This is a genomic window from Pseudomonas sp. AC255 (genome assembly GCF_979258175.1).
In genome coordinates this window covers 3,100,350-3,119,670 of the sequence record NZ_OZ409841.1, presented here as the reverse complement: position 1 = coordinate 3,119,670, position 19,321 = coordinate 3,100,350, and the positions used below count along the sequence as shown (strand labels likewise).

Below are 19,321 nucleotides of genomic sequence, written 5' to 3'. Positions count from 1 at the left end.
GGCGATAAGCCGCTGAACGAAAGGCCCCGATACGTCGGGGCCTTTTTTGTGCGCGCAATCAAAGCGATGCAGGGTTTGCCGCTGTTGTCGGGGCTCTTTACAATCTGCGCAGTTTTGCCGGCCCCCATTTCCCAGCGGTCGGCCTGGAGCCTTTTTTCATGGACGAGATTCAACAGCGCTGGCTGTGCGCGTTGTCCGCACCAATGGCCGCGCTCAACACCGGCGCCGGGTATGACGACCCGGCGTTCTGCAACGATCGTTACATCAACCTCAAGGAAAGTTGGGGTATCGATGATCGCCGACAGTTGTTCGACATGCTCGGATGGATGACCGACGACGGCCATGCCAAGCACCTCAGCGGGGCCTATCTGGCCTGGCAGCGATGCCTGCCGAGTGAATGGCAGTCGTTGCTCAATGAGCTGAACCCGCGCGAGCGCGTCCTGCATGAATTTGCCAGCCGTACCTTCGGCAGCTGTGGTCCCGGCGGCATTCTGTCCTGGGATTACGGCCGGATGGGCTTTCTTTTGCGCTGCGCCGTGCGTAATCAATGGATCGATCTGGCCGAGAGCAACTGGTTGCACAGTCGTCTGGCGTTGAGGGCGCAGTTTCATTACGGCAGCTGGATGGCTTATTTCAACGGCTTTCTGGTGGGACGAACTTTTTGGTGCTGCATGAGCAAAAGCGATGATGAACTGGCGGTCGAGATGAGTCGTGAGGGCACCAGCGCTTTCAACACCAGGATTGCCCGAGGCCTTGCGCAAAACATTCCACACTTTCTCGCCGATCTGCCTTGGCACATGGATATTGATCCGCCGTCTCGTCCGGCATCGCTTGGGGAGTTCGACTGGTCATGAGTTGCTGGATTCGACTGGGCATTGAACCGACTACTGACGAAACCCTGATTCGCAGCGCCTATCGCGCCCGTTTGCCGGCGCACCATCCGGAAACCGACCCGGAAGGTTTTCAGGCGCTGCGCATGGCCTACGAGAGTGCCCTGCGTCTGGCCCGTGAAGAGCAGCAGGAAGAGGCTGAAGACGAGATTGACGCTGCACAAGCCAATGTCGTTCGGGCGCCTCAAGCTTTCCTGGATTTCTGTGCGCTGCTGGATGATCCCGCGCGACGCTTCAATCACGCGGCGTGGCAGGCATTCGTCCGGACGCTGGATGACTTGTCACTGGAGGTTTTCGATGACCTCAACTGGGGCTTGTACCACCGACTGTCCGGCTGCGGTCCGTTGTCCTACCGTTGTGCGAATCTGTTGGCGCAGCGCATGGCCTGGGATCAGCAATTGTTGGACCTGGCATTCGACGATGCGCAAGCGGTAGAAGGCTTTTTGCAGCGCATCAAGACGCCCGACCCGTTCGACACGGATCTGATGAGCGCTTGGTCAGAGCCGGCACAGACCGAGTCGCTGTGGTATGCCCGTAGCCTCGATTTCATCTTTACTCAGCGTCCGCTTCACGAGTTCGCCGAGTTCGCCAGTCGGCACACGTGCTTGCCGTTGCCCAACGATGCCGCGTACCTCAAGCGTCTGCTGGTGCAGTTCACCCAAGCGGGGATGGGCGCGCCGACGTTCCTACAGTGCTGTGCCGAACAGCACGATGCCGCGCCGGATAACGTCGACTGGCTGTACCTGCTGGCGTGTCAGTACAGTCTGTTGGGGCACGACGATCAAGCGTTTCCATGCTGGATTCGGCTCTGGAGCGAACATCGCCATCCCGCGGCAGAGAGTCGCTTGCTGGAGCTGTGTGCCAAGCGTCAGCCGACCTTTCTGCCGTTGCTGATTCAGGCGTTCGATCGTCTGGAGGACTGCGCCGTTTGGCCGGACGAGCTGGGTGCTGAGTGCCAGGTGTATGGCAGTCCGTCACAGCGGCCCGAGACCTTGACGCGTTGGTTGGGTGTCGGACGGCTCAAGCTTGATGCACTGGCGCAAAGCTTTGTTGATTGGCGCATGGCGGGCGACGAGCTGCCATTGCTCGCGCAGTTGATCGGCGAAAACCACGACAGCCGTTTGCTGCGTCTGTACCGGCACGCCTGGGCGCTGCATCGTGGTGATTCGGCCTTGTTGCAGCAGATTGTCGACGAACCGCTGCCGGTGGATGCGCTGGAATGCCTGGTTTTGAGCGGCCTGAAGTATCAGGCCAGGCAACATCTGCATTGGCTGGCCAAGGCGCCTGTTGCGCAGGCCATGAGCGCTTTCACTGACTCGCAAACACTTTCACCGCAATTGCCGCTCGCGTTGTCCGAAGGTACGCTGCACAAGGTTTGTCGTCTGTGGTTGCAGCGCTTGCGGCCCTATAGCGACACGGCGCTTGCACGCATTGCCGACGCGTTCGAGCTGAGTGCGGTCAAAGACGGCAATGACCTCTCGGAGCTTGATCTCATGCTCCAGTTGAATCGGCGCGCGACAGGTTTGCCGCCGATCGGGTTGGGAACGGCGATCTGGGATTGGCACGCTCAAACCGTGTTTTTGCTGGCATTGCTGGAACAACCCGAGCGCTGGTTGCAATTGATTGATGCGCAGTGTCTGGAGCGTTTGCCGTTCAATCCTGCGCATCCTTTGAGCCGACTGCAGCCGCTATTGCGGCGCTTGCTGCGTGAGCAGGGCGATGGCGCCGGTTTGCTCGGCTGGCTGCAGGGTGACGATCCTGTGCACGGTTTGCTGGTGCAACAATTATTCAGCGTGGAGCAGGCCCTCGATAGCGCCAGGCTGCCCGCCAATGCCCTGCTTTACACCTGCGTCGAAAGTGACCGTGCGGCGTGCGGTGACGACCTCTTGGGCTTGTTGATGTTCTGGGGCGTGCTCTACCACGATCCAGGCCTGAGCGTCGAGCAACACCAGGCGTTGTTGCAGTCGATTGAAGCGGTCAGTTGCGAGGATGACTGGTTCGAAGGCTTTCGCGACGGTCTGATCAAGGGCGAACCGGTGTGGCCACCGCGCAAGGTGTTGACGGATTTCGGTGTCGACAAACTATTGGCCTATGAGGCGCTGGATGCGCTCAAGAGCTTGATTCGCTACGGCGCTGCCGGTGTGCCGAAAACGCGAGTATTGCGGCAACTGCAGCAGGGTAAGGATGACGTGCAGAACAGCGTCGGTTTGCGCTTGGCACTTTGCGCGTTGCTGTCGTGGTCGGAGCGGTTGCTGTTAGCCAACAGTGATGTCCAGCCAGTACCAGCGAAAGCTTTTTGGCGCCTCGGATCACGGCTGGGGCGCAAGGCTTTTATCGCTCAGGTCCTGGGATGCGTGGTGGTCACACCGATAGCCGGGCTGATAACGGGCACGACGATTGGCGGGATGGTCATCTTTTTGCTTGGCGTACTGCTGTTGTTCGCGGCAGTGCTACGGCGGTTGCACGATATGGGCCGGGGCATACCGACACTGCTGATATTTCTTGGATTGTCGCCGTTTCTGCCATTCCTGCCGCTGGTGCTCTTCGGTTTTCCAGGAGACAAACTGCCCAATCGCTACGGCGTGCCGCCGGACGGTGGGGCAGATATGTTGTCCGGCGGATTGCAGGCGGCTCTGCGGCGACTGAACGGCTAAAGACGCATCTGATCCAGCGCATCATTCAGCGCTGAGCGGTGGCTGGCGATTGCGCCGGGTTGCTGGCCGGCAAGCACGGTGTTGAAGGTATCCATCCACTCGGCAATGCGCGCGCGCTCGTCGCCCAGACTTTGCATCCATGCTCGCTCCAGACGTGCGAGCAGGGTGCGGTTGGGCAGGGCGTCGCGAGGGTGGACTTTGAGCGTCGCGAGCCGGGCATGGCTGTCTCTGCGCGCCTGTTCATCCAGTCCGGTCGGGCTGCGGTCGATGCTGTGGCCGTAACGTTCGCCGGTTTCCAGAAGCGTGACGTCTACTTCCAGCAGGCCGTTGATGTCATAGCTGAAACGCACATCGAGACTCTGCAGTTGCTCACTAGGGGTGAACTGGATGTCGAAAGAATCGATGAAAATATTGTCGCGTACCCACGGGCGTTCCCCTTGATACACCGCGATACGGATTTCAGTCTGTTGCGCAAACGTCGTCGAGTAACGCTGCACCCGTGACGTTGGAATCACCGTGTTGCGCTCGATGATCGGCGAGAACGCGCCACTGACGCCTTCGCCACGATTGGTCGAAATCCCCAGCGTATACGGGCAGACATCGGTCAGAATCAATTCCTCGACCGCACCATCCCGCGCCTTGCATGCCGCCTGCGTCGCCGCCCCCAGCGCCACGATAGTGTCTGGATCAAGATGCCGATAAGGCAGGCGTCCAAACAACGTGGCGACCATTTGCTGTACCGCCGGCATGCGCGTGGCGCCACCGACCAGCACCAGGCTGTCGAGGTCGCGCGGTTTCAGTCGGGCATCGCGCAGAGCCTGTTCGATTGGCGCGCGCAAGCGGGCCAGCAACGGCTCCCATATTTTTACTGCAGCGGCTTCATCCAGTTCCCATTCGAATGTCTGCTCGGCATGCCGCCAGCTCAACTGCTGTGCGCCTTCGCCGAGTTTGCATTTCAGCTGTTCGAGGGCATCACCGAGGCTGGCCATGGCTTGTGCATCGATCGTTGAGGGTGTGAGTTGCCAATGTTTCAGGCAGGCCTGCAACAGGGCGGCGGTGAAGTCTTCGCCGCCGAGAAAGTTGTCGCCAGTGGAGGCATGCACTTCAATCAGCGGCAATGCGTATTCGAGCACGGTGACGTCGAATGTGCCGCCGCCGAGATCGAAAATCAGCGTGCGTTCGAACTTCTGTTCGTGCAGGCCGTACGCCATGGCGGCAGCGGTCGGTTCGTTGATCAGGCGCGTCACGGACAGCCCGGCCAGTTCGGCGGCGAACAAGGTACGCTTGCGCTGCTCGTCACTGAAATATGCCGGTACGGAAATGACCGCTTCTGTGACCGCTTGGCCGAGAAAGGCCTCCGCGTCCTGCTTGAGTGAGCCAAGTACCAGCGCCGACAACTCTTCCGGGCTGAACTGGCGAGAGCCGAGCTGGATTTGCCTGTCGCTGCCCATGAAGCGTTTGAACGCGGCGGCAGTGCGTTCCGGGTGCGTGGTCAGGCGGGCGCGGGCGGCTTTGCCGACCAGAATCGTGTCGTCTTCATCAAGGCTGACCACCGACGGTGTCAGCACATCGCCGAGGGCGTTAGGAATCAGTTCGGCGCGGCCTTCACGCCAGACGGCGATCAGGCTGTTGGTGGTGCCAAGGTCGATGCCCAGCAGGGCCGGGCGGGGAAGGGATGCATCCTGCATGGTTGATCTCGAAGCGGCGCAAAAAACGCGACCCTACAGGCTGACGCAAACCGTGGCAATTGTTGCTCTGTTGCCAGTCTGTGCGACCGCCGATTCAGGGCAGCAGTTTTTTCAGATCCTCCAACCCCACCGGCCGGCTGTGCAGATAACCCTGATACAGATGGCATTCCAGCCCCTGCAAAAATGCCAGTTGCGCGGGCGTCTCCACGCCTTCGGCAATGACTTCCAGCTCAAGGCTGCGCGCCATCGCAACAATTGCGCGGATGATCTCTGCGACATTGGAGTCAGTGGTTGCATCGCGGATGAACGACTGGTCGATCTTCAGGGTGTCTACCGGTAGCCGCTTCAAATACGTCAGCGATGAATAACCGGTGCCGAAATCGTCCATGGCGAAGCTCACGCCGAGCTTTTTCAGCCGGCGCATTTTGCTGATGGTGTCTTCCAGATTCTGAATGACGATGCCTTCGGTGATTTCCAGTTTCAGTAGCGAGCAGGGCAGGCCGTGGCTGGTCATGCTGTGTTCGATGCGTTCGACGAAATCGTTCTGGCGGAACTGCCTCGGGCTGATGTTCACGCACAGGCTGAAATTCAGCGGGTCGACGAGTTTCAGTGCGATCAATTGTTTGAACGCGTTGCAGGCTTCATCGAGGATCCAGGTGCCGACTTCGAGAATCAGGCCGCTATCTTCCAGCACCTTGATGAACTCGGTAGGCGATTGCGCGCCAAGTTCAGGATGGTTCCAGCGTACCAGGGCTTCGGCGCCGATGATGCGGTTGTCGCGGGCATCGACTTGCGGCTGGAAGTGCACGTTGAACTCGCCGCGCGACAGCGCCAAGCGTAGGTCGGTCTCCATGCGCAGGCGTTCGCTGGCCGCTTTCTGCATGGTGTTGTGATACATCTGCGTGGTATTGCGCCCGGAATCCTTGGCCCGGTACAGGGCGATGTCGGCGCGTTTGAGCAGGTCGGTCGGGGTCGAACCGTGATCGGGAATCAGCGCCACGCCAATGCTCGGCGTCACTTGCAGGCGCTGGCCATCGAGGAACATCGGCTCCGAAAGTAATTCGCGAATGGTGTCGGCCAGCGCGCGCACTTGTTCGCTGACTTCACTGCGCGAACCTTCGAGGCCGCTGAGCAACACCACGAACTCATCGCCACCGAGGCGCGCTACCGTGTCTTCCATGCGCACGCTGGCTTCGAGCCGCGCGGTGATGATTTTCAGCACGGTGTCGCCGACCGGGTGACCGAGGGAATCGTTGATGTGCTTGAAGTGGTCGAGGTCGAGAAACAGCAAGGCGCCGCGCAGATTGTGGCGCTTGAGCAGGGCGATCTGCTGACTCAGGCGATCCATCAGCAAGGCGCGGTTGGGCAGGTTGGTCAGCGGGTCGTGATAGGCCAGGTGACGAATCTGCGCTTCGGCGTTCTTCAACAGGCTGACGTCGCGCGCGGTCAGCAGCAGGCAGGCGGTTTCATTGAGGGTGATCGGCTCGACCGAAACTTCCACCGTGAGCAACTCGCCGCGCTTGTTGCGCCCGAGCATTTCCTGATGATGCACGCGGCCCTTGATCTGCAACTCGGCGAGTAAGGTCGAGCGCTGTTTCTCTTCGGCCCAGATCCCCACCTGATAAACGGTTTTGCCCACCACTTCGTCGGCGCGGTAGCCGGTGAGGCGACAGAAACCGTCGTTGACCTCCAGATAACGCCCGGTGTCGCGCTCGGTGATGGTGATGGCGTCAGGGCTGGAGTGAAACGCCTTGGCGAACTTTTCTTCGCTAGCCTTCAGCGCCGCTTCCGAGCGTTGTTGCTGGGTGATGTCGCGCAGGGTGGTGACGATGCACGGCTGGTCGCCGACGCTGATCTGCCGGCTGGAAATCACGCAGGTCAGCGACTGGCCGTCCTTGTGCTGGACGAGAATGGCCACGTTGCTCAGGCCCTGTTCGCGGATCACTCGTTCGATGCGTTGCAGGCTCTTTGCCGAGGCGTCCCACAGGCCGATTTCCTCGGCGGTGTGGCCAATCACATCGGCGGCACTCCAGCCAAAAGTCTGGCTGAAGCTCGAATTGATCTCGATGAACTCCCCGGTTTCCTGGCGCGTCACGCAGATCGGATCGGGGCTGACCTGAAACAGCGTGGCGAATTTCTCTTCCGAGGCTACCAGCCGCTGCTCGCGCTCGACCTGATCGGTGATGTCCAGCAACGTGCCGGCCATGCGCAGCGGCGCGCCGTTGTCGTCGCGATAGAGACGCGCGCGGCTTTCCAGATAGCGCGAGCTGCCGTCGGGCAACTGCACGCGATAGGTCAGTTGATAATTGCCGGCGGGGCCTTCGCGCAGGCTGCGGTAGGCGTCGCGCATGCTGTCGCGTTCCTCGCCCGGCACGCCTTCGAAAAACTCCTCGAATGATTCATGGAATGGAATCGGCTCCAGCCCGTGCAATTGCGCAGCGCGCGCCGAGCCGTAAAGCATGCCGCTGGGGATGTGCCAGTCCCAGGTGCCGAGTTGCGCCGAATCCAGCGCCAGGTCGAGGCGTTCCTGGCTGTCCTTCAAGGCCAGTTCGGCGGCTTTGCGTTCGGTAGTGTCGAGGAAGGTGCTGAGCAGATAGGGCTGGCCTTCTAGCTCGACCTTCTGCGCGCTGAGGATGCCGTCGTGCACCTGGCCATTGCTGGCGCGGAACTGCACTTCCATGCTGATCAGCTCGCCCTTGGCTTTGGTTTTCTTCACCAGTTCGGCGCGTTGCTCGGGATGCACCCACAAGCCCAGTTCCAGGGTGGTGCGGCCGATTGCGCTTTGCACCGGCCAGCCGAACAGGCTTTCGAAATACTGGTTGGCCTCGCTGATCAGACCGTCATCCTGACGGGTCAGCAGAACCATGTTCGGGCATAGGTGGAAAAGTGTCGCGAAACGTTTCTCCGAGCTGCTCAGGGCCTGCTCGCGCTGGCGTTGGTGGGTGATTTCGCGAATCACCCCGATCATTCGGGGCCGGCCGTTCTTGTCCGGCAGCAGGCTGCCGCTGATCTCCAGCCAGTGCAGGCTGCCGTCGGGCCAGCGAATACGGTGATGCATCGCCTGCTCCAGCGGGGCGCCGGCGATCACCGCGTGGAAGGCGCGCACGGTTTTCGCGCGGTCTTCCGGCGGCAACAGGTCGAGGTATTCCAGGTCGGCAGGTAATGGCTGCCGTGGATCGAAACCGAATAACGCCTGAGTGCCCCGTGACCAGCTGATCTGCCCACGTTCGATGTCCCAATACCAGGCACCGAGCCGCGCGCCGTTGAGCGCGGCGAGCAATTGCGGCGCGCTTTCCCAGCTCTGCTCGGAATGGCGCGGATCGACAGCCTGGATTCGCGGCATCGGCGGAGTTCGGTCAACAGATTTCGGCATTGTCAGCGGGCCTTGAGCTGAGTGGCGTGAGGCACAGGAGCGGCTCTATAGGAGTAGCACAAGTCAGGCCGGGATCCCTGGCCGATCGATTTGTGCATCCAGCAGGGCCATGAAGGCGCGTGCTGCATTCGATAGCGTCCGTTCGGTGTGCAAGATATAGCCTAGCTGGCGAGTGAGCTGTATGCCCGGCAATGCGATGCTTGCCACTTGTTCGTCGAGCATGGTGCGCGGCAGCACGCTCCAGGCCAGGCCGATGGAGACCATCATCTTGATGGTTTCCAGATAGTTGGTGCTCATGGCGATGTTCGGCGTCAGGCCCTGAGCTTCGAACAAACGCTGGACGATGTGGTGGGTAAACGTGTTGCCGCCGGGGAAAACCGCCGGATGGCCGGCGATGTCCGCCAGACTGACGGCGCCGTTGTTGATCAGTGAGTGTTCCGGGGCGACGACGAAATCCAGCGGGTCGTCCCACACCGGCGTGGCTTTGACCAGGGTATGCGGCTCTGGCGCGAGGGTGATGACCGCCAGTTCTGCGCGGCCGTGGAGAATTTCCTCGTAGGCCACTTCCGAATCAAGGAACTGAATATCCAGCGCAACCTGTGGGTAGCGGCGGGTGAACTCCCTTAATAGAGGCGGCAAGCGATGCAGGCCGATGTGGTGACTGGTGGCCAGCGTCAGGCGGCCGCTGACCTCGCCGGTCAGGTTGGTCAGGGCGCGGCGGGTGTCGTCGAGCACATTGAGAATCTGATAAGCCCTTGGCAGCAGGGCGCGACCCGCCTCGGTCAGACCGACTTCGCGACCCAGTCGATCAAACAGGCGTACCTTCAATTGCTGCTCAAGCCCGGCGATGCGCTTGCTGATCGCCGGTTGTGTCAGATGAAGGCGTTCGCCGGCGCCGGAGAAGCTGCCGGTCTCGGCGATGGCAATAAAAGCATTCAGGTTAGCCAGATCCATGTCGCATTCCAGTTGGTTATCCAAAGCATAAAAAATATGAATTTGAGTTATTTAATCTAACCCCATAGGATCGGCCTCACAAGCCAAAGGGTTATTGATAAGCCCAGGGCATAGAAACAAGCTGATGAGGAACCGTCTGATGGCCGGCAAAACGCTCTACGACAAGCTCTGGGATTCGCATTTGGTCAAGCAGCGCGACGATGGCTCGGCGCTGATCTACATCGATCGTCACATCATCCACGAAGTGACTTCGCCGCAAGCTTTCGAAGGCTTGCGTCTGGCCGGGCGCAAGCCTTGGCGCATCGATGCCAACATTGCGACCCCGGACCACAACGTACCGACCACTCCGGAGCGCAAGGGCGGCATCGAAGCCATTGCCGACCAGGTTTCGCGTTTGCAGGTGCAGACCCTCGACGACAACTGCGATGAATACGGCATCGTCGAATTCAAGATGAACGACGTCCGTCAGGGCATCGTTCACGTGATCAGCCCGGAGCAGGGCGCGACCTTGCCGGGCATGACCGTGGTCTGCGGTGACTCGCACACTTCGACCCACGGCGCATTCGGGGCATTGGCCCACGGTATCGGTACATCTGAGGTCGAGCACGTGCTCGCCACCCAGTGCCTGGTCGCCAAAAAAATGAAAAACATGCTGGTGCGCGTCGAAGGCCAATTGCCGTTCGGCGTGACCGCCAAGGACATTGTCCTTGCGGTGATCGGCAAGATCGGCACCGCCGGCGGTAACGGCCATGCCATCGAGTTTGCCGGCAGCGCGATCCGCGATCTGTCCGTCGAAGGCCGCATGACCATCTGCAACATGTCCATCGAAGCCGGCGCCCGCGTGGGCCTGGTGGCGGCAGATCAGAAGACCATCGACTACGTCAAAGGTCGTCCATTCGCGCCGAAGGGCGAGCAGTGGGACATGGCCGTCGAAGCCTGGAAAGATCTGGTCTCCGACGCCGATGCCAAATTCGACACCGTGGTCGAGTTGGACGCCGCGCAGATCAAGCCGCAAGTCAGCTGGGGCACTTCGCCTGAGATGGTTTTGGCTGTTGATCAGAATGTGCCGGACCCGGCCAAGGAAATGGATCTGGTCAAGCGCGACTCGATCGTTCGCGCCTTGAAATACATGGGTCTGACCGCCAATCAGGCGATCACCGACATTCAGCTTGATCGCGTATTCATCGGTTCCTGCACCAACTCGCGCATCGAAGACTTGCGCGCTGCTGCGGTCATCGCCAAGGGCCGCAAGGTCGCCTCGACCATCAAGCAGGCGATCGTCGTGCCGGGCTCGGGTCTGGTCAAGGCGCAGGCTGAAGCTGAAGGACTCGACAAGATTTTCCTCGAGGCCGGTTTCGAATGGCGCGAGCCGGGTTGCTCGATGTGCCTGGCAATGAACCCGGACCGTTTGGAGTCCGGCGAGCATTGCGCCTCGACTTCCAACCGTAACTTCGAAGGCCGTCAGGGCGCCGGTGGCCGTACCCACCTGGTCAGCCCGGCCATGGCGGCGGCAGCAGCAGTGAACGGCCGTTTCATCGATGTTCGTGAATTGATCCAAGGAGCACAGTAAAGATGAAGGCATTTACTCAGCACACTGGTCTTGTCGCGCCTTTGGATCGTGCCAACGTCGACACCGATCAGATCATTCCCAAGCAGTTCTTGAAGTCGATCAAGCGCACCGGTTTTGGTCCGAACCTGTTCGACGAGTGGCGTTATCTGGATGTCGGCCAGCCGTACCAGGACAACTCCAAGCGCCCGCTGAACAAGGATTTCGTCCTCAACGCCGAGCGTTATCAGGGTGCCAGCGTATTGCTCGCCCGCGAGAACTTCGGCTGCGGCTCGAGCCGTGAACACGCGCCGTGGGCGCTGGAAGAGTACGGTTTCCGCAGCATCATCGCGCCGAGTTACGCCGACATCTTCTTCAACAACAGTTTCAAGAACGGCCTGCTGCCGATCATTCTCAGCGATGCAGAAGTTGATGAACTGTTTAAGCAGGTTGAAGCCGAGCCGGGTTATCAATTGCAGATCGACTTGCAGGCGCAGACCGTGACCCGCCCGGATGGCAAGGTGTACAGCTTCGAGATCGATGCGTTCCGCAAGCACTGCCTGCTCAATGGTCTGGACGATATCGGCCTGACCTTGCAGGACGGCGATGCTATTGCGACGTTCGAGGCCAAGCATCGGGTTAGCCAGCCGTGGTTGTTCCGCGACGTGTGATTCGAAATTGATGTAGTCGGGGCTGACCCCATCGCTGGCAAGCCAGCTCCCACAGGGATTTGCGCAGTTCACAAAACCTGCGGGAGCTGGCTTGCCAGCGATAGGACCCTGCAAAGCAACGCAAAATTGAACAGGATGTCCCCATGACCAGCACCGCCCAACACACTCAGGTCGTACAAAAGCAATTCGGTGAACAGGCCGCCGCCTACCTGAGCAGCGCCGTGCACGCTCAAGGCACCGAATTCGCATTGCTACAGGCTGAGCTGGCCGGGCAGGGCGAGGCTCGTTTGCTGGACTTGGGTTGCGGCGCAGGCCATGTCAGTTTCCACGTCGCTCCATTGGTCAAGGAAGTGGTGGCTTACGACCTGTCGCAGCAAATGCTTGATGTGGTTGCCGGCGCTGCCGTTGATCGCGGCTTGAACAACATCATTACTGTCAACGGCGCTGCCGAGCGCTTGCCGTTCGTTGATGGCGAGTTCGATTTTGTGTTTAGCCGGTACTCGGCGCATCACTGGAGCGACCTCGGTCTCGCCTTGCGCGAAGTGCGCCGGGTGCTGAAGCCGGGCGGGGTGGCAGCGTTCGTTGATGTGTTGTCACCGGGCAGTGCGTTGTTCGACACTTACCTGCAAAGCGTTGAAGTGCTGCGCGACACCAGCCATGTCCGCGACTACTCCGCCGCCGAGTGGCTGCGCCAGGTCAGCGAGGCCGGTCTGCATGTGCGCAGTACCACCCGGCAGCGCCTGCGTCTGGAGTACAGCAGCTGGGTCGAGCGCATGCGCACACCTGACGTGATGCGCGCGGCGATCCGCCAGTTGCAGCAGTCGATGGGCAACGAAGTGCGTGAGTATTTTGAGATAGATGCCGACGGCTCGTTCAGTACCGATGTGATCGTACTGATGGCCGAGCGATAGGAATTTTCCCGGCGCGCCGTTCACTGGCGCACCGCTTGAAGACACGAGGAAAGCATGAGCAAGCAGATTCTGATTCTCCCGGGTGACGGTATTGGTCCGGAAATCATGGCCGAAGCGGTCAAGGTGCTGGAATTGGCCAATGACAAGTACAGCCTGGGCTTCGAGCTGAGCCACGACGTGATCGGCGGCGCGGCCATCGACAAGCATGGCGTGCCGCTGGCCGACGAAACCCTTGATCGCGCCCGCGCCGCCGACGCCGTGCTTCTGGGCGCGGTCGGTGGCCCGAAATGGGACACCATCGAGCGTGACATCCGCCCTGAGCGCGGTCTGCTGAAAATCCGCGCGCAACTGGGCCTGTTCGGCAACCTGCGCCCGGCGATCCTCTATCCGCAACTGGCCGACGCGTCGAGCCTGAAACCGGAAATCGTTGCCGGTCTGGACATCCTCATTGTCCGTGAGCTGACCGGCGGCATTTACTTCGGCGCGCCGCGTGGCACCCGTACGCTGGACAACGGCGAGCGTCAGTCCTACGACACGCTGCCGTACAGCGAAAGCGAAATTCGCCGCATCGCCCGTGTGGGTTTCGACATGGCCATGGTTCGTGGCAAGAAGCTCTGCTCGGTGGACAAGGCCAACGTCCTGGCGTCCAGTCAGTTGTGGCGTGAAGTGGTCGAGCAAGTGGCCAAGGATTACCCGGAAGTCGAACTGAGCCACATGTACGTCGATAACGCCGCCATGCAGTTGGTGCGCGCACCCAAGCAGTTCGACGTGATCGTCACCGACAACATGTTCGGCGACATCCTCTCCGACGAAGCGTCGATGCTCACCGGCTCGATCGGCATGCTGCCTTCGGCCTCCCTAGACTCCAATAACAAGGGCATGTACGAGCCGTGCCACGGTTCGGCCCCGGACATTGCCGGTAAAGGCATTGCCAACCCGCTGGCGACGATCCTGTCGGTATCGATGATGCTGCGTTACAGCTTCAATCTGCACAACGCTGCCGATGCCATCGAAAAAGCCGTCAGTGTCGTGCTCGATCAGGGCTTGCGCACCGGCGACATCCACTCGGTCGGTTGTACCAAAGTCGGTACGCAGGAAATGGGCGACGCAGTAGTCGCCGCGCTGCGGAATCTGTAATCTCTCGGGCCCGCTGCGAAATTCAATACAAAGCAGCGGCCCACTTTTCAAGAAGGTGTAGTTGCGATGAAACGTGTAGGTCTGATCGGTTGGCGCGGGATGGTCGGTTCCGTGCTCATGCAGCGGATGCTGGAAGAGCAGGATTTCGATCTTATCGAGCCGGTGTTTTTCACCACGTCCAATGTCGGTGGCCAAGGCCCGTCCGTGGGCAAGGACATTGCTCCGCTCAAGGATGCTTACAGCATTGACGAGCTGAAGACCCTCGACGTGATCCTGACCTGCCAAGGCGGCGACTACACCAGCGAAGTATTCCCCAAGCTGCGTGAAGCCGGCTGGCAGGGTTACTGGATCGACGCGGCGTCGAGCCTGCGCATGAACGATGACGCGGTGATCATTCTCGACCCGGTCAACCGCAAGGTCATCGACCAGCAGCTGGACGCGGGTACCAAGAACTACATCGGCGGCAACTGCACCGTCAGCCTGATGCTGATGGGCCTGGGCGGTCTGTTCGAGGCCGGTCTGGTCGAGTGGATGAGCGCCATGACCTATCAGGCGGCCTCCGGTGCCGGCGCGCAGAACATGCGTGAACTGATCAAGCAGATGGGCGCGACCCACGCCGCTGTCGCCGATCAACTGGCCGATCCGGCCAGCGCGATCCTCGACATCGACCGTCGCGTGGCCGAAGCCATGCGCAGCGACGCGTACCCGACCGAAAACTTCGGCGTACCGCTGGCCGGCAGCCTGATCCCATGGATCGACAAGGAACTGCCGAACGGCCAGAGCCGCGAAGAGTGGAAGGCCCAGGCCGAGACCAACAAGATTCTCGGTCGCTTCAAGAGCCCGATCCCGGTCGACGGCATCTGCGTGCGCATCGGCGCCATGCGCTGCCACAGCCAGGCGCTGACCATCAAGCTGAACAAGGACGTACCGATCGCTGATATCGAAGGGCTGATCAGCCAGCACAACCCTTGGGTCAAGCTGGTACCGAACAACCGCGAGATCAGCATGCAGGAGCTGAGCCCGACCAAGGTCACCGGCACCCTGAATGTACCGGTCGGTCGTCTGCGCAAGCTGAACATGGGTTCGCAATTCGTCGGCGCCTTCACCGTCGGCGACCAGCTGCTGTGGGGTGCGGCCGAACCGCTGCGCCGCATGCTGCGAATCCTGCTCGAGCGTTGATCGCTTGAAGCAATGAAGAAGCCCGTGCCTTGAAAGAGGTGCGGGTTTTTTTATGCGCAATGATCGTTCCCATGCTCCGCGTGGGAATGCATCCCGGGACGCTCTGCGTCCCTTCCAAAGCAGAACGCGGAGCGTCCGTTGAGACATTCCCACGCAGAGCGTGGGAACGATCGGTACGGGCAGAAATTGCCTGTGCGCCACCCACCCGGTAAAGTGCCGCTCCCCCGTTTTGCCAGAGGTAGCTCCATGACCCAGACTTTCGATATCGCCGTTATCGGCGCCACCGGTACTGTCGGCGAAACCCTCGTACAGATTCTCGAAGAACGCGACTTCCCGGTCGGCAACCTGCACCTGCTGGCCAGCAGTGAATCGGCCGGCAGCTCGGTGCTGTTCCGCAACAAAAACGTCCGCGTGCGCGAGGTCGACGAGTTCGATTTCAGCAAGGTCAGACTGGTGTTCTTCGCCGCCGGCGCTGCGGTGTCGCTGAGCTACGCCGCTCGCGCCCATGCTGCCGGTTGCTCGTTGATCGACTTGTCCGGCGCCTTGCCCGCCGATCAGGCGCCACAAGTGGTGCCCGAGGCCAATGCCGATATTCTCGTCAGTCTGAAAAGCCCATTCCAGGTCAGCAGCCCAAGCCCGTCTGCTACGACGCTTGCGGTGGTGCTGGCGCCGCTGCTCGATCTGCTCGATCTGCAATACGTCAACGTCACCGCCAATCTGGCCGTTTCGGCGCAAGGCCGCGAGGCGGTCACCGAGCTCGCGCGGCAGACCGCCGAGCTGCTCAACATGCGTCCGCTGGAACCGACGTTCTTCGACCGGCAGATGGCCTTCAACCTGCTGGCACAAGTCGGTACGCCGGATGCGCAAGGCCACACGCTGCTGGAAAAACGATTGGTTCGAGAGCTGCGCCAGGTCCTGGCGAAACCTTTATTGAAGATTTCTGCCACTTGCGTTCAAGCCCCGGTGTTTTTTGGCGATAGCTTTAGCGTGACCTTGCAGTCAGGCAGCGCTGTTGACCTGGAAAAGGTCAACTCCGCGCTCGAGGCTGCACCGGGCATCGAGCTGGTCGAGGCCGGCGATTATCCGACCGCGGTCGGCGATGCGGTGGGGCAGGACGTGGTCTACGTCGGTCGCGTGCGCACGGGCGTCGACGACCCGGCGGAACTAAATCTTTGGCTGACGTCAGATAACGTACGCAAAGGCGCGGCGCTCAACGCCGTGCAACTGGCTGAGTTGTTGATAAAAGACCTGCTGTAAAAGATACTTGGCAACAATTTGTCGACTGATTCTAGGTGAGCGCTATGCTTGCCCGAAGCGCGTCGATGACGAGTCACCCTCCGGGACTTTCCGGGGCAGCACCGAAATGATCGCGCGCGGCGACCCCGTCGTCGCGCGCAATGCCTTACGGCAGCGGTATTCAAAAGCTTCTCGCTGGCCGAGGAACGTTCAAACAAAGGATGAGGCTATGGTTCAAGTTCGCAAACTGGTGTTAGCAATAGCGGCCGCCTCGGCGCTGTCCTCCGGTATGGCGCATGCCCTCGGGCTCGGGGAGCTGACCCTGAAGTCGACCCTGAACCAGCCGTTGGTGGCTGAAATCGAGCTGCTCGACGTCAAGGATCTCACCGCTGCCGAGGTGGTGCCGAGCCTGGCTTCCCCTGAAGATTTCGCCAAGGCTGGCGTTGATCGTCAGGCTTTTCTCAATGACCTGACGTTCACCCCGGTACTCAACGCCAGCGGCAAAAGCGTGTTGCGCGTGACCTCGAGCCAACCGCTGTCGGAACCGATGGTGAAGTTCCTCGTGCAGGTGATGTGGCCCAATGGCCGCTTGTTGCGTGATTACAGCGTGCTGCTCGATCCGTCGAAATTCTCGCCGCAGACCGCAGACGCCGCCGCGCAACCGGCGCCGTCGCAGACCATCACCGCGCCAACCACTGGCGCCACCCATCGCAATCAATACACCACCACGCCGCGCGACACCCTGTGGGAAATCGCCGCGAAGGCGCGCAACGGTGGCTCGGTGCAGCAGACCATGCTGGCGATTCAGGCGCTCAATCCGAATGCCTTTATCGACGGCAACATAAACCGTCTGAAAACCGGCCAGGTGCTGCGTCTGCCTGACCCGGTACAAAGCACAGCGCTGCCGCAGTCGGCTGCCATCGCTGAAGTGGCGGCGCAGAACGAAGCCTGGCGCCAGGGCCGTCGTTACGTAGGCAAGCCTGGCACCGGTCAGCAGCAGCTGGATGCGACCAATCGTGGCCGTGGCAATACCGGTGCAGCGGCCAACACCCAGGACAATCTGAGCCTGGTCTCGGCGGAAAGCGCCAAGCCCGGCGCTAAAGGCCCGGCGGGCGACGCCAAGGCGCTGAGCAACAAACTGGCAATCACTCAGGAAAACCTCGACACGACCCGTCGTGACAACGAGGAACTGAAAAGCCGCATGGCTGATCTGCAGAGCCAGCTGGACAAGCTGCAAAAGCTGATCGAGCTGAAGAACAATCAACTGGCGAAGATGCAGGCCGACGGCGCCGGCGCTGCGCCTGGCGCCACTGCTGCTGTGCCGCCGGTGCCGGCGATCACTGCGGAACTGGCCGCAACACCGCCAGCCACCCCGGCCGACGCCGCAGCGGCTTCACCGACTCCAGAGTCGGCCATCGCGCCGCCAGCGGAAACCCCGGTTGAGCCGGTCGTCGAGCCGGTGGTCGAAACCACGCCTGCTGCCGCCGATGACGACAAAGCCTTCAATGAACTGCTGACCAATCCGATTCTGCTCGGCCTGATTGGCGGCGGTGCGGTGGTTCTGCTGCTTCTGCTGTTGCTGCTGGCGCGCCGTCGCAAAGCCCAGCAGGAAGCCGAAAAGCACCTGCGCATGGCCCGCGCTCTGGCTGAAGAGCAAGAGTTCTCCGCTGAGCAGGATCTGCCGGAAAGCAGCTTCTCCGGCCTGGAAACCCCGGCAGCCAGCGTCAAGCTCAACACGCCAGCTCCGGCACCTGCGCCAGCCCCTGCACCGGTCGTCACTCCGGTGGTGATGGCGGCGCCGATTGCCGCACCACTGGTGGCCCCGGCCGGCGAACGCTCTGATGATGTGCTCGACAAAGCGCAATCGCACATCAATGCCGGCCGCCTTAATCAGGCCGCTGCGCTGCTGGAAGAGGGCGTCAGCCTTGAGCCGGAACGCAGCGATCTGCGCCTGAAGCTGATGGAAGTCTACGGTCAGCAGGGCGACCGCGATGCGTTCGTTGCGCAAGAGCGTCAACTGGTGGCCAATGGCGATAACTTCGCCAAGGTCGAAGCGCTGAAAAGCCGCTTCCCGGCCATGGCTGTGGTCGCTGCCGGTGGGCTGGCAGCTGCCGCCGTCGCTGCCGAACTGGACGCGCAGTACGTCAAGGAATTGCTGCAAGACGAGCCGCAAGCGCCCGAGGCTGCCGCTGACGATCTCGACACCGCGTTCGATTTGAGCCTGGACGACCTCGACAACATCACCCCGGTCGATCCTGCGCCAGCGGTCGAGCCAGAAGCGCCTGTCGAGCTCGACGCATTTCCGGCTGAAGACGATCTGAGTTTCGCCTCGGTGCTGCAAGAGCAGACCGAGATGAAAGACAATCTCGACGATCTGTCGGACTTCGATCTGGACATGGATCTGGGCGCCGAACCATCGCCGGCCACGTTGGCTGAAGATGACTTCCTGCTGGATCTGGACGACGGCGTGAAGGACTTGCCGCCGGTCGAGACGCCGGTAGTTGCTGACGTGCCGCAGGACGATCTGGAACTCCCAGCCGATTTCGACCTGTCGCTGGCCGACGAAATGGACACCAACCCAGCCGCCGAGCCGGACGCCTTCGCGGCCGAGCTCGACGACGTCAATGCCGAGCTGGATCGCCTGTCGCAAAGCATGGCTGAACCGAGCTTCACCGAAGCGGACGCAGCGTTGGGTGATGACCTGGGTGAAGATGATTTCGACTTTCTCGCCGGCACAGACGAAGCAGCGACCAAACTCGATCTGGCCCAGGCTTACATCGACATGGGCGACGCTGACGGTGCGCGTGACATCCTCAACGAAGTGTTGACCGAGGGTGACGAGAAGCAGCGGGGCGAGGCCAAGGAAATGCTTTCCAACCTGGCGTAAGTTCAGCGGTAAACAACAAGCGGCAGCCCGGTGGGGCTGCCGTTTTTGTTTGTACCGGATTCGGCGGTGTTTGATCGATTGCTTTCGCGAGCAGGCTCGCTCCCACAGGGGGGCGCATTGCAAATGTGGGAGCGAGCCTGCTCGCGAAGGGGGCGGTACTGCCGATAGAGAACTCTGGCATCCCCGGCCCACCGC

12 protein-coding genes are annotated in these 19,321 nt (G+C 61.0%); 9 read left to right on the top strand and 3 right to left on the bottom strand.

Annotated elements, in window-relative coordinates; genetic code table 11:
* Window positions 1–158: 158 nt before the first annotated feature.
* Window positions 159–854, top strand: a complete 696-nt coding sequence (locus tag ACZZ0K_RS14245) for a DUF1266 domain-containing protein (protein WP_150635757.1) — start codon at window positions 159–161, stop codon at window positions 852–854.
* Window positions 851–3,544, top strand: a complete 2,694-nt coding sequence (locus tag ACZZ0K_RS14240) for a DUF805 domain-containing protein (RefSeq protein ID WP_258707886.1) — start codon at window positions 851–853, stop codon at window positions 3,542–3,544. Before ACZZ0K_RS14245 ends, ACZZ0K_RS14240 begins: the two co-directional genes overlap by 4 nt.
* Here ACZZ0K_RS14240 and ACZZ0K_RS14235 read toward each other — a convergent pair.
* The 3 genes from ACZZ0K_RS14235 to ACZZ0K_RS14225 all read right to left on the bottom strand — a co-directional run bounded on the left by ACZZ0K_RS14235 (window position 3,541) and on the right by ACZZ0K_RS14225 (window position 9,559).
* Complete coding sequence (locus ACZZ0K_RS14235) at window positions 3,541–5,232, bottom strand: molecular chaperone HscC (protein WP_150741432.1); 1,692 nt, start codon at window positions 5,230–5,232, stop codon at window positions 3,541–3,543. The two genes, ACZZ0K_RS14240 and ACZZ0K_RS14235, sit on opposite strands and share 4 nt — an antisense overlap.
* 94 nt (window positions 5,233–5,326) lie before the next feature.
* Complete coding sequence (locus ACZZ0K_RS14230; protein WP_024012383.1) at window positions 5,327–8,605, bottom strand: PAS domain S-box protein; 3,279 nt, start codon at window positions 8,603–8,605, stop codon at window positions 5,327–5,329.
* Between the two features lie 63 nt (window positions 8,606–8,668).
* Window positions 8,669–9,559, bottom strand: a complete 891-nt coding sequence (locus tag ACZZ0K_RS14225) for a LysR family transcriptional regulator (RefSeq protein WP_024012384.1) — start codon at window positions 9,557–9,559, stop codon at window positions 8,669–8,671.
* 139 nt (window positions 9,560–9,698) lie between these two features.
* Here ACZZ0K_RS14225 and leuC point away from each other — a divergent pair, with 139 nt between their 5' ends.
* The 7 genes from leuC (at window position 9,699) to ACZZ0K_RS14190 (ending at window position 19,126) form a co-directional block, all read left to right on the top strand.
* A complete protein-coding gene (leuC, locus tag ACZZ0K_RS14220) occupies window positions 9,699–11,129 on the top strand; it encodes a 3-isopropylmalate dehydratase large subunit (RefSeq protein WP_041478531.1) in 1,431 nt (476 codons plus the stop codon).
* A 2-nt stretch (window positions 11,130–11,131) separates the two neighbouring features.
* Window positions 11,132–11,776: a 3-isopropylmalate dehydratase small subunit gene (gene leuD / locus ACZZ0K_RS14215; RefSeq protein WP_056784378.1), complete on the top strand. Its 645-nt coding sequence runs from the start codon at window positions 11,132–11,134 to the stop codon at window positions 11,774–11,776.
* A gap of 143 nt (window positions 11,777–11,919) precedes the next feature.
* Window positions 11,920–12,687, top strand: a complete 768-nt coding sequence (locus tag ACZZ0K_RS14210) for a class I SAM-dependent methyltransferase (protein WP_056784380.1) — start codon at window positions 11,920–11,922, stop codon at window positions 12,685–12,687.
* Between the two features lie 54 nt (window positions 12,688–12,741).
* On the top strand, window positions 12,742–13,824 hold the full coding sequence (leuB, locus tag ACZZ0K_RS14205) for a 3-isopropylmalate dehydrogenase (protein ID WP_122881552.1): 1,083 nt from the start codon (window positions 12,742–12,744) through the stop codon (window positions 13,822–13,824).
* 66 nt (window positions 13,825–13,890) lie between these two features.
* Complete coding sequence (gene asd, locus ACZZ0K_RS14200; protein WP_016773934.1) at window positions 13,891–15,003, top strand: aspartate-semialdehyde dehydrogenase; 1,113 nt, start codon at window positions 13,891–13,893, stop codon at window positions 15,001–15,003.
* 246 nt (window positions 15,004–15,249) lie between these two features.
* Window positions 15,250–16,260 (top strand): aspartate-semialdehyde dehydrogenase, encoded by a 1,011-nt coding sequence (locus ACZZ0K_RS14195; RefSeq protein ID WP_258707887.1) that lies wholly within the window; start codon window positions 15,250–15,252, stop codon window positions 16,258–16,260.
* 208 nt (window positions 16,261–16,468) lie between these two features.
* Complete coding sequence (locus tag ACZZ0K_RS14190; protein WP_095179495.1) at window positions 16,469–19,126, top strand: motility hub landmark protein FimV; 2,658 nt, start codon at window positions 16,469–16,471, stop codon at window positions 19,124–19,126.
* Window positions 19,127–19,321: the final 195 nt, after the last annotated feature.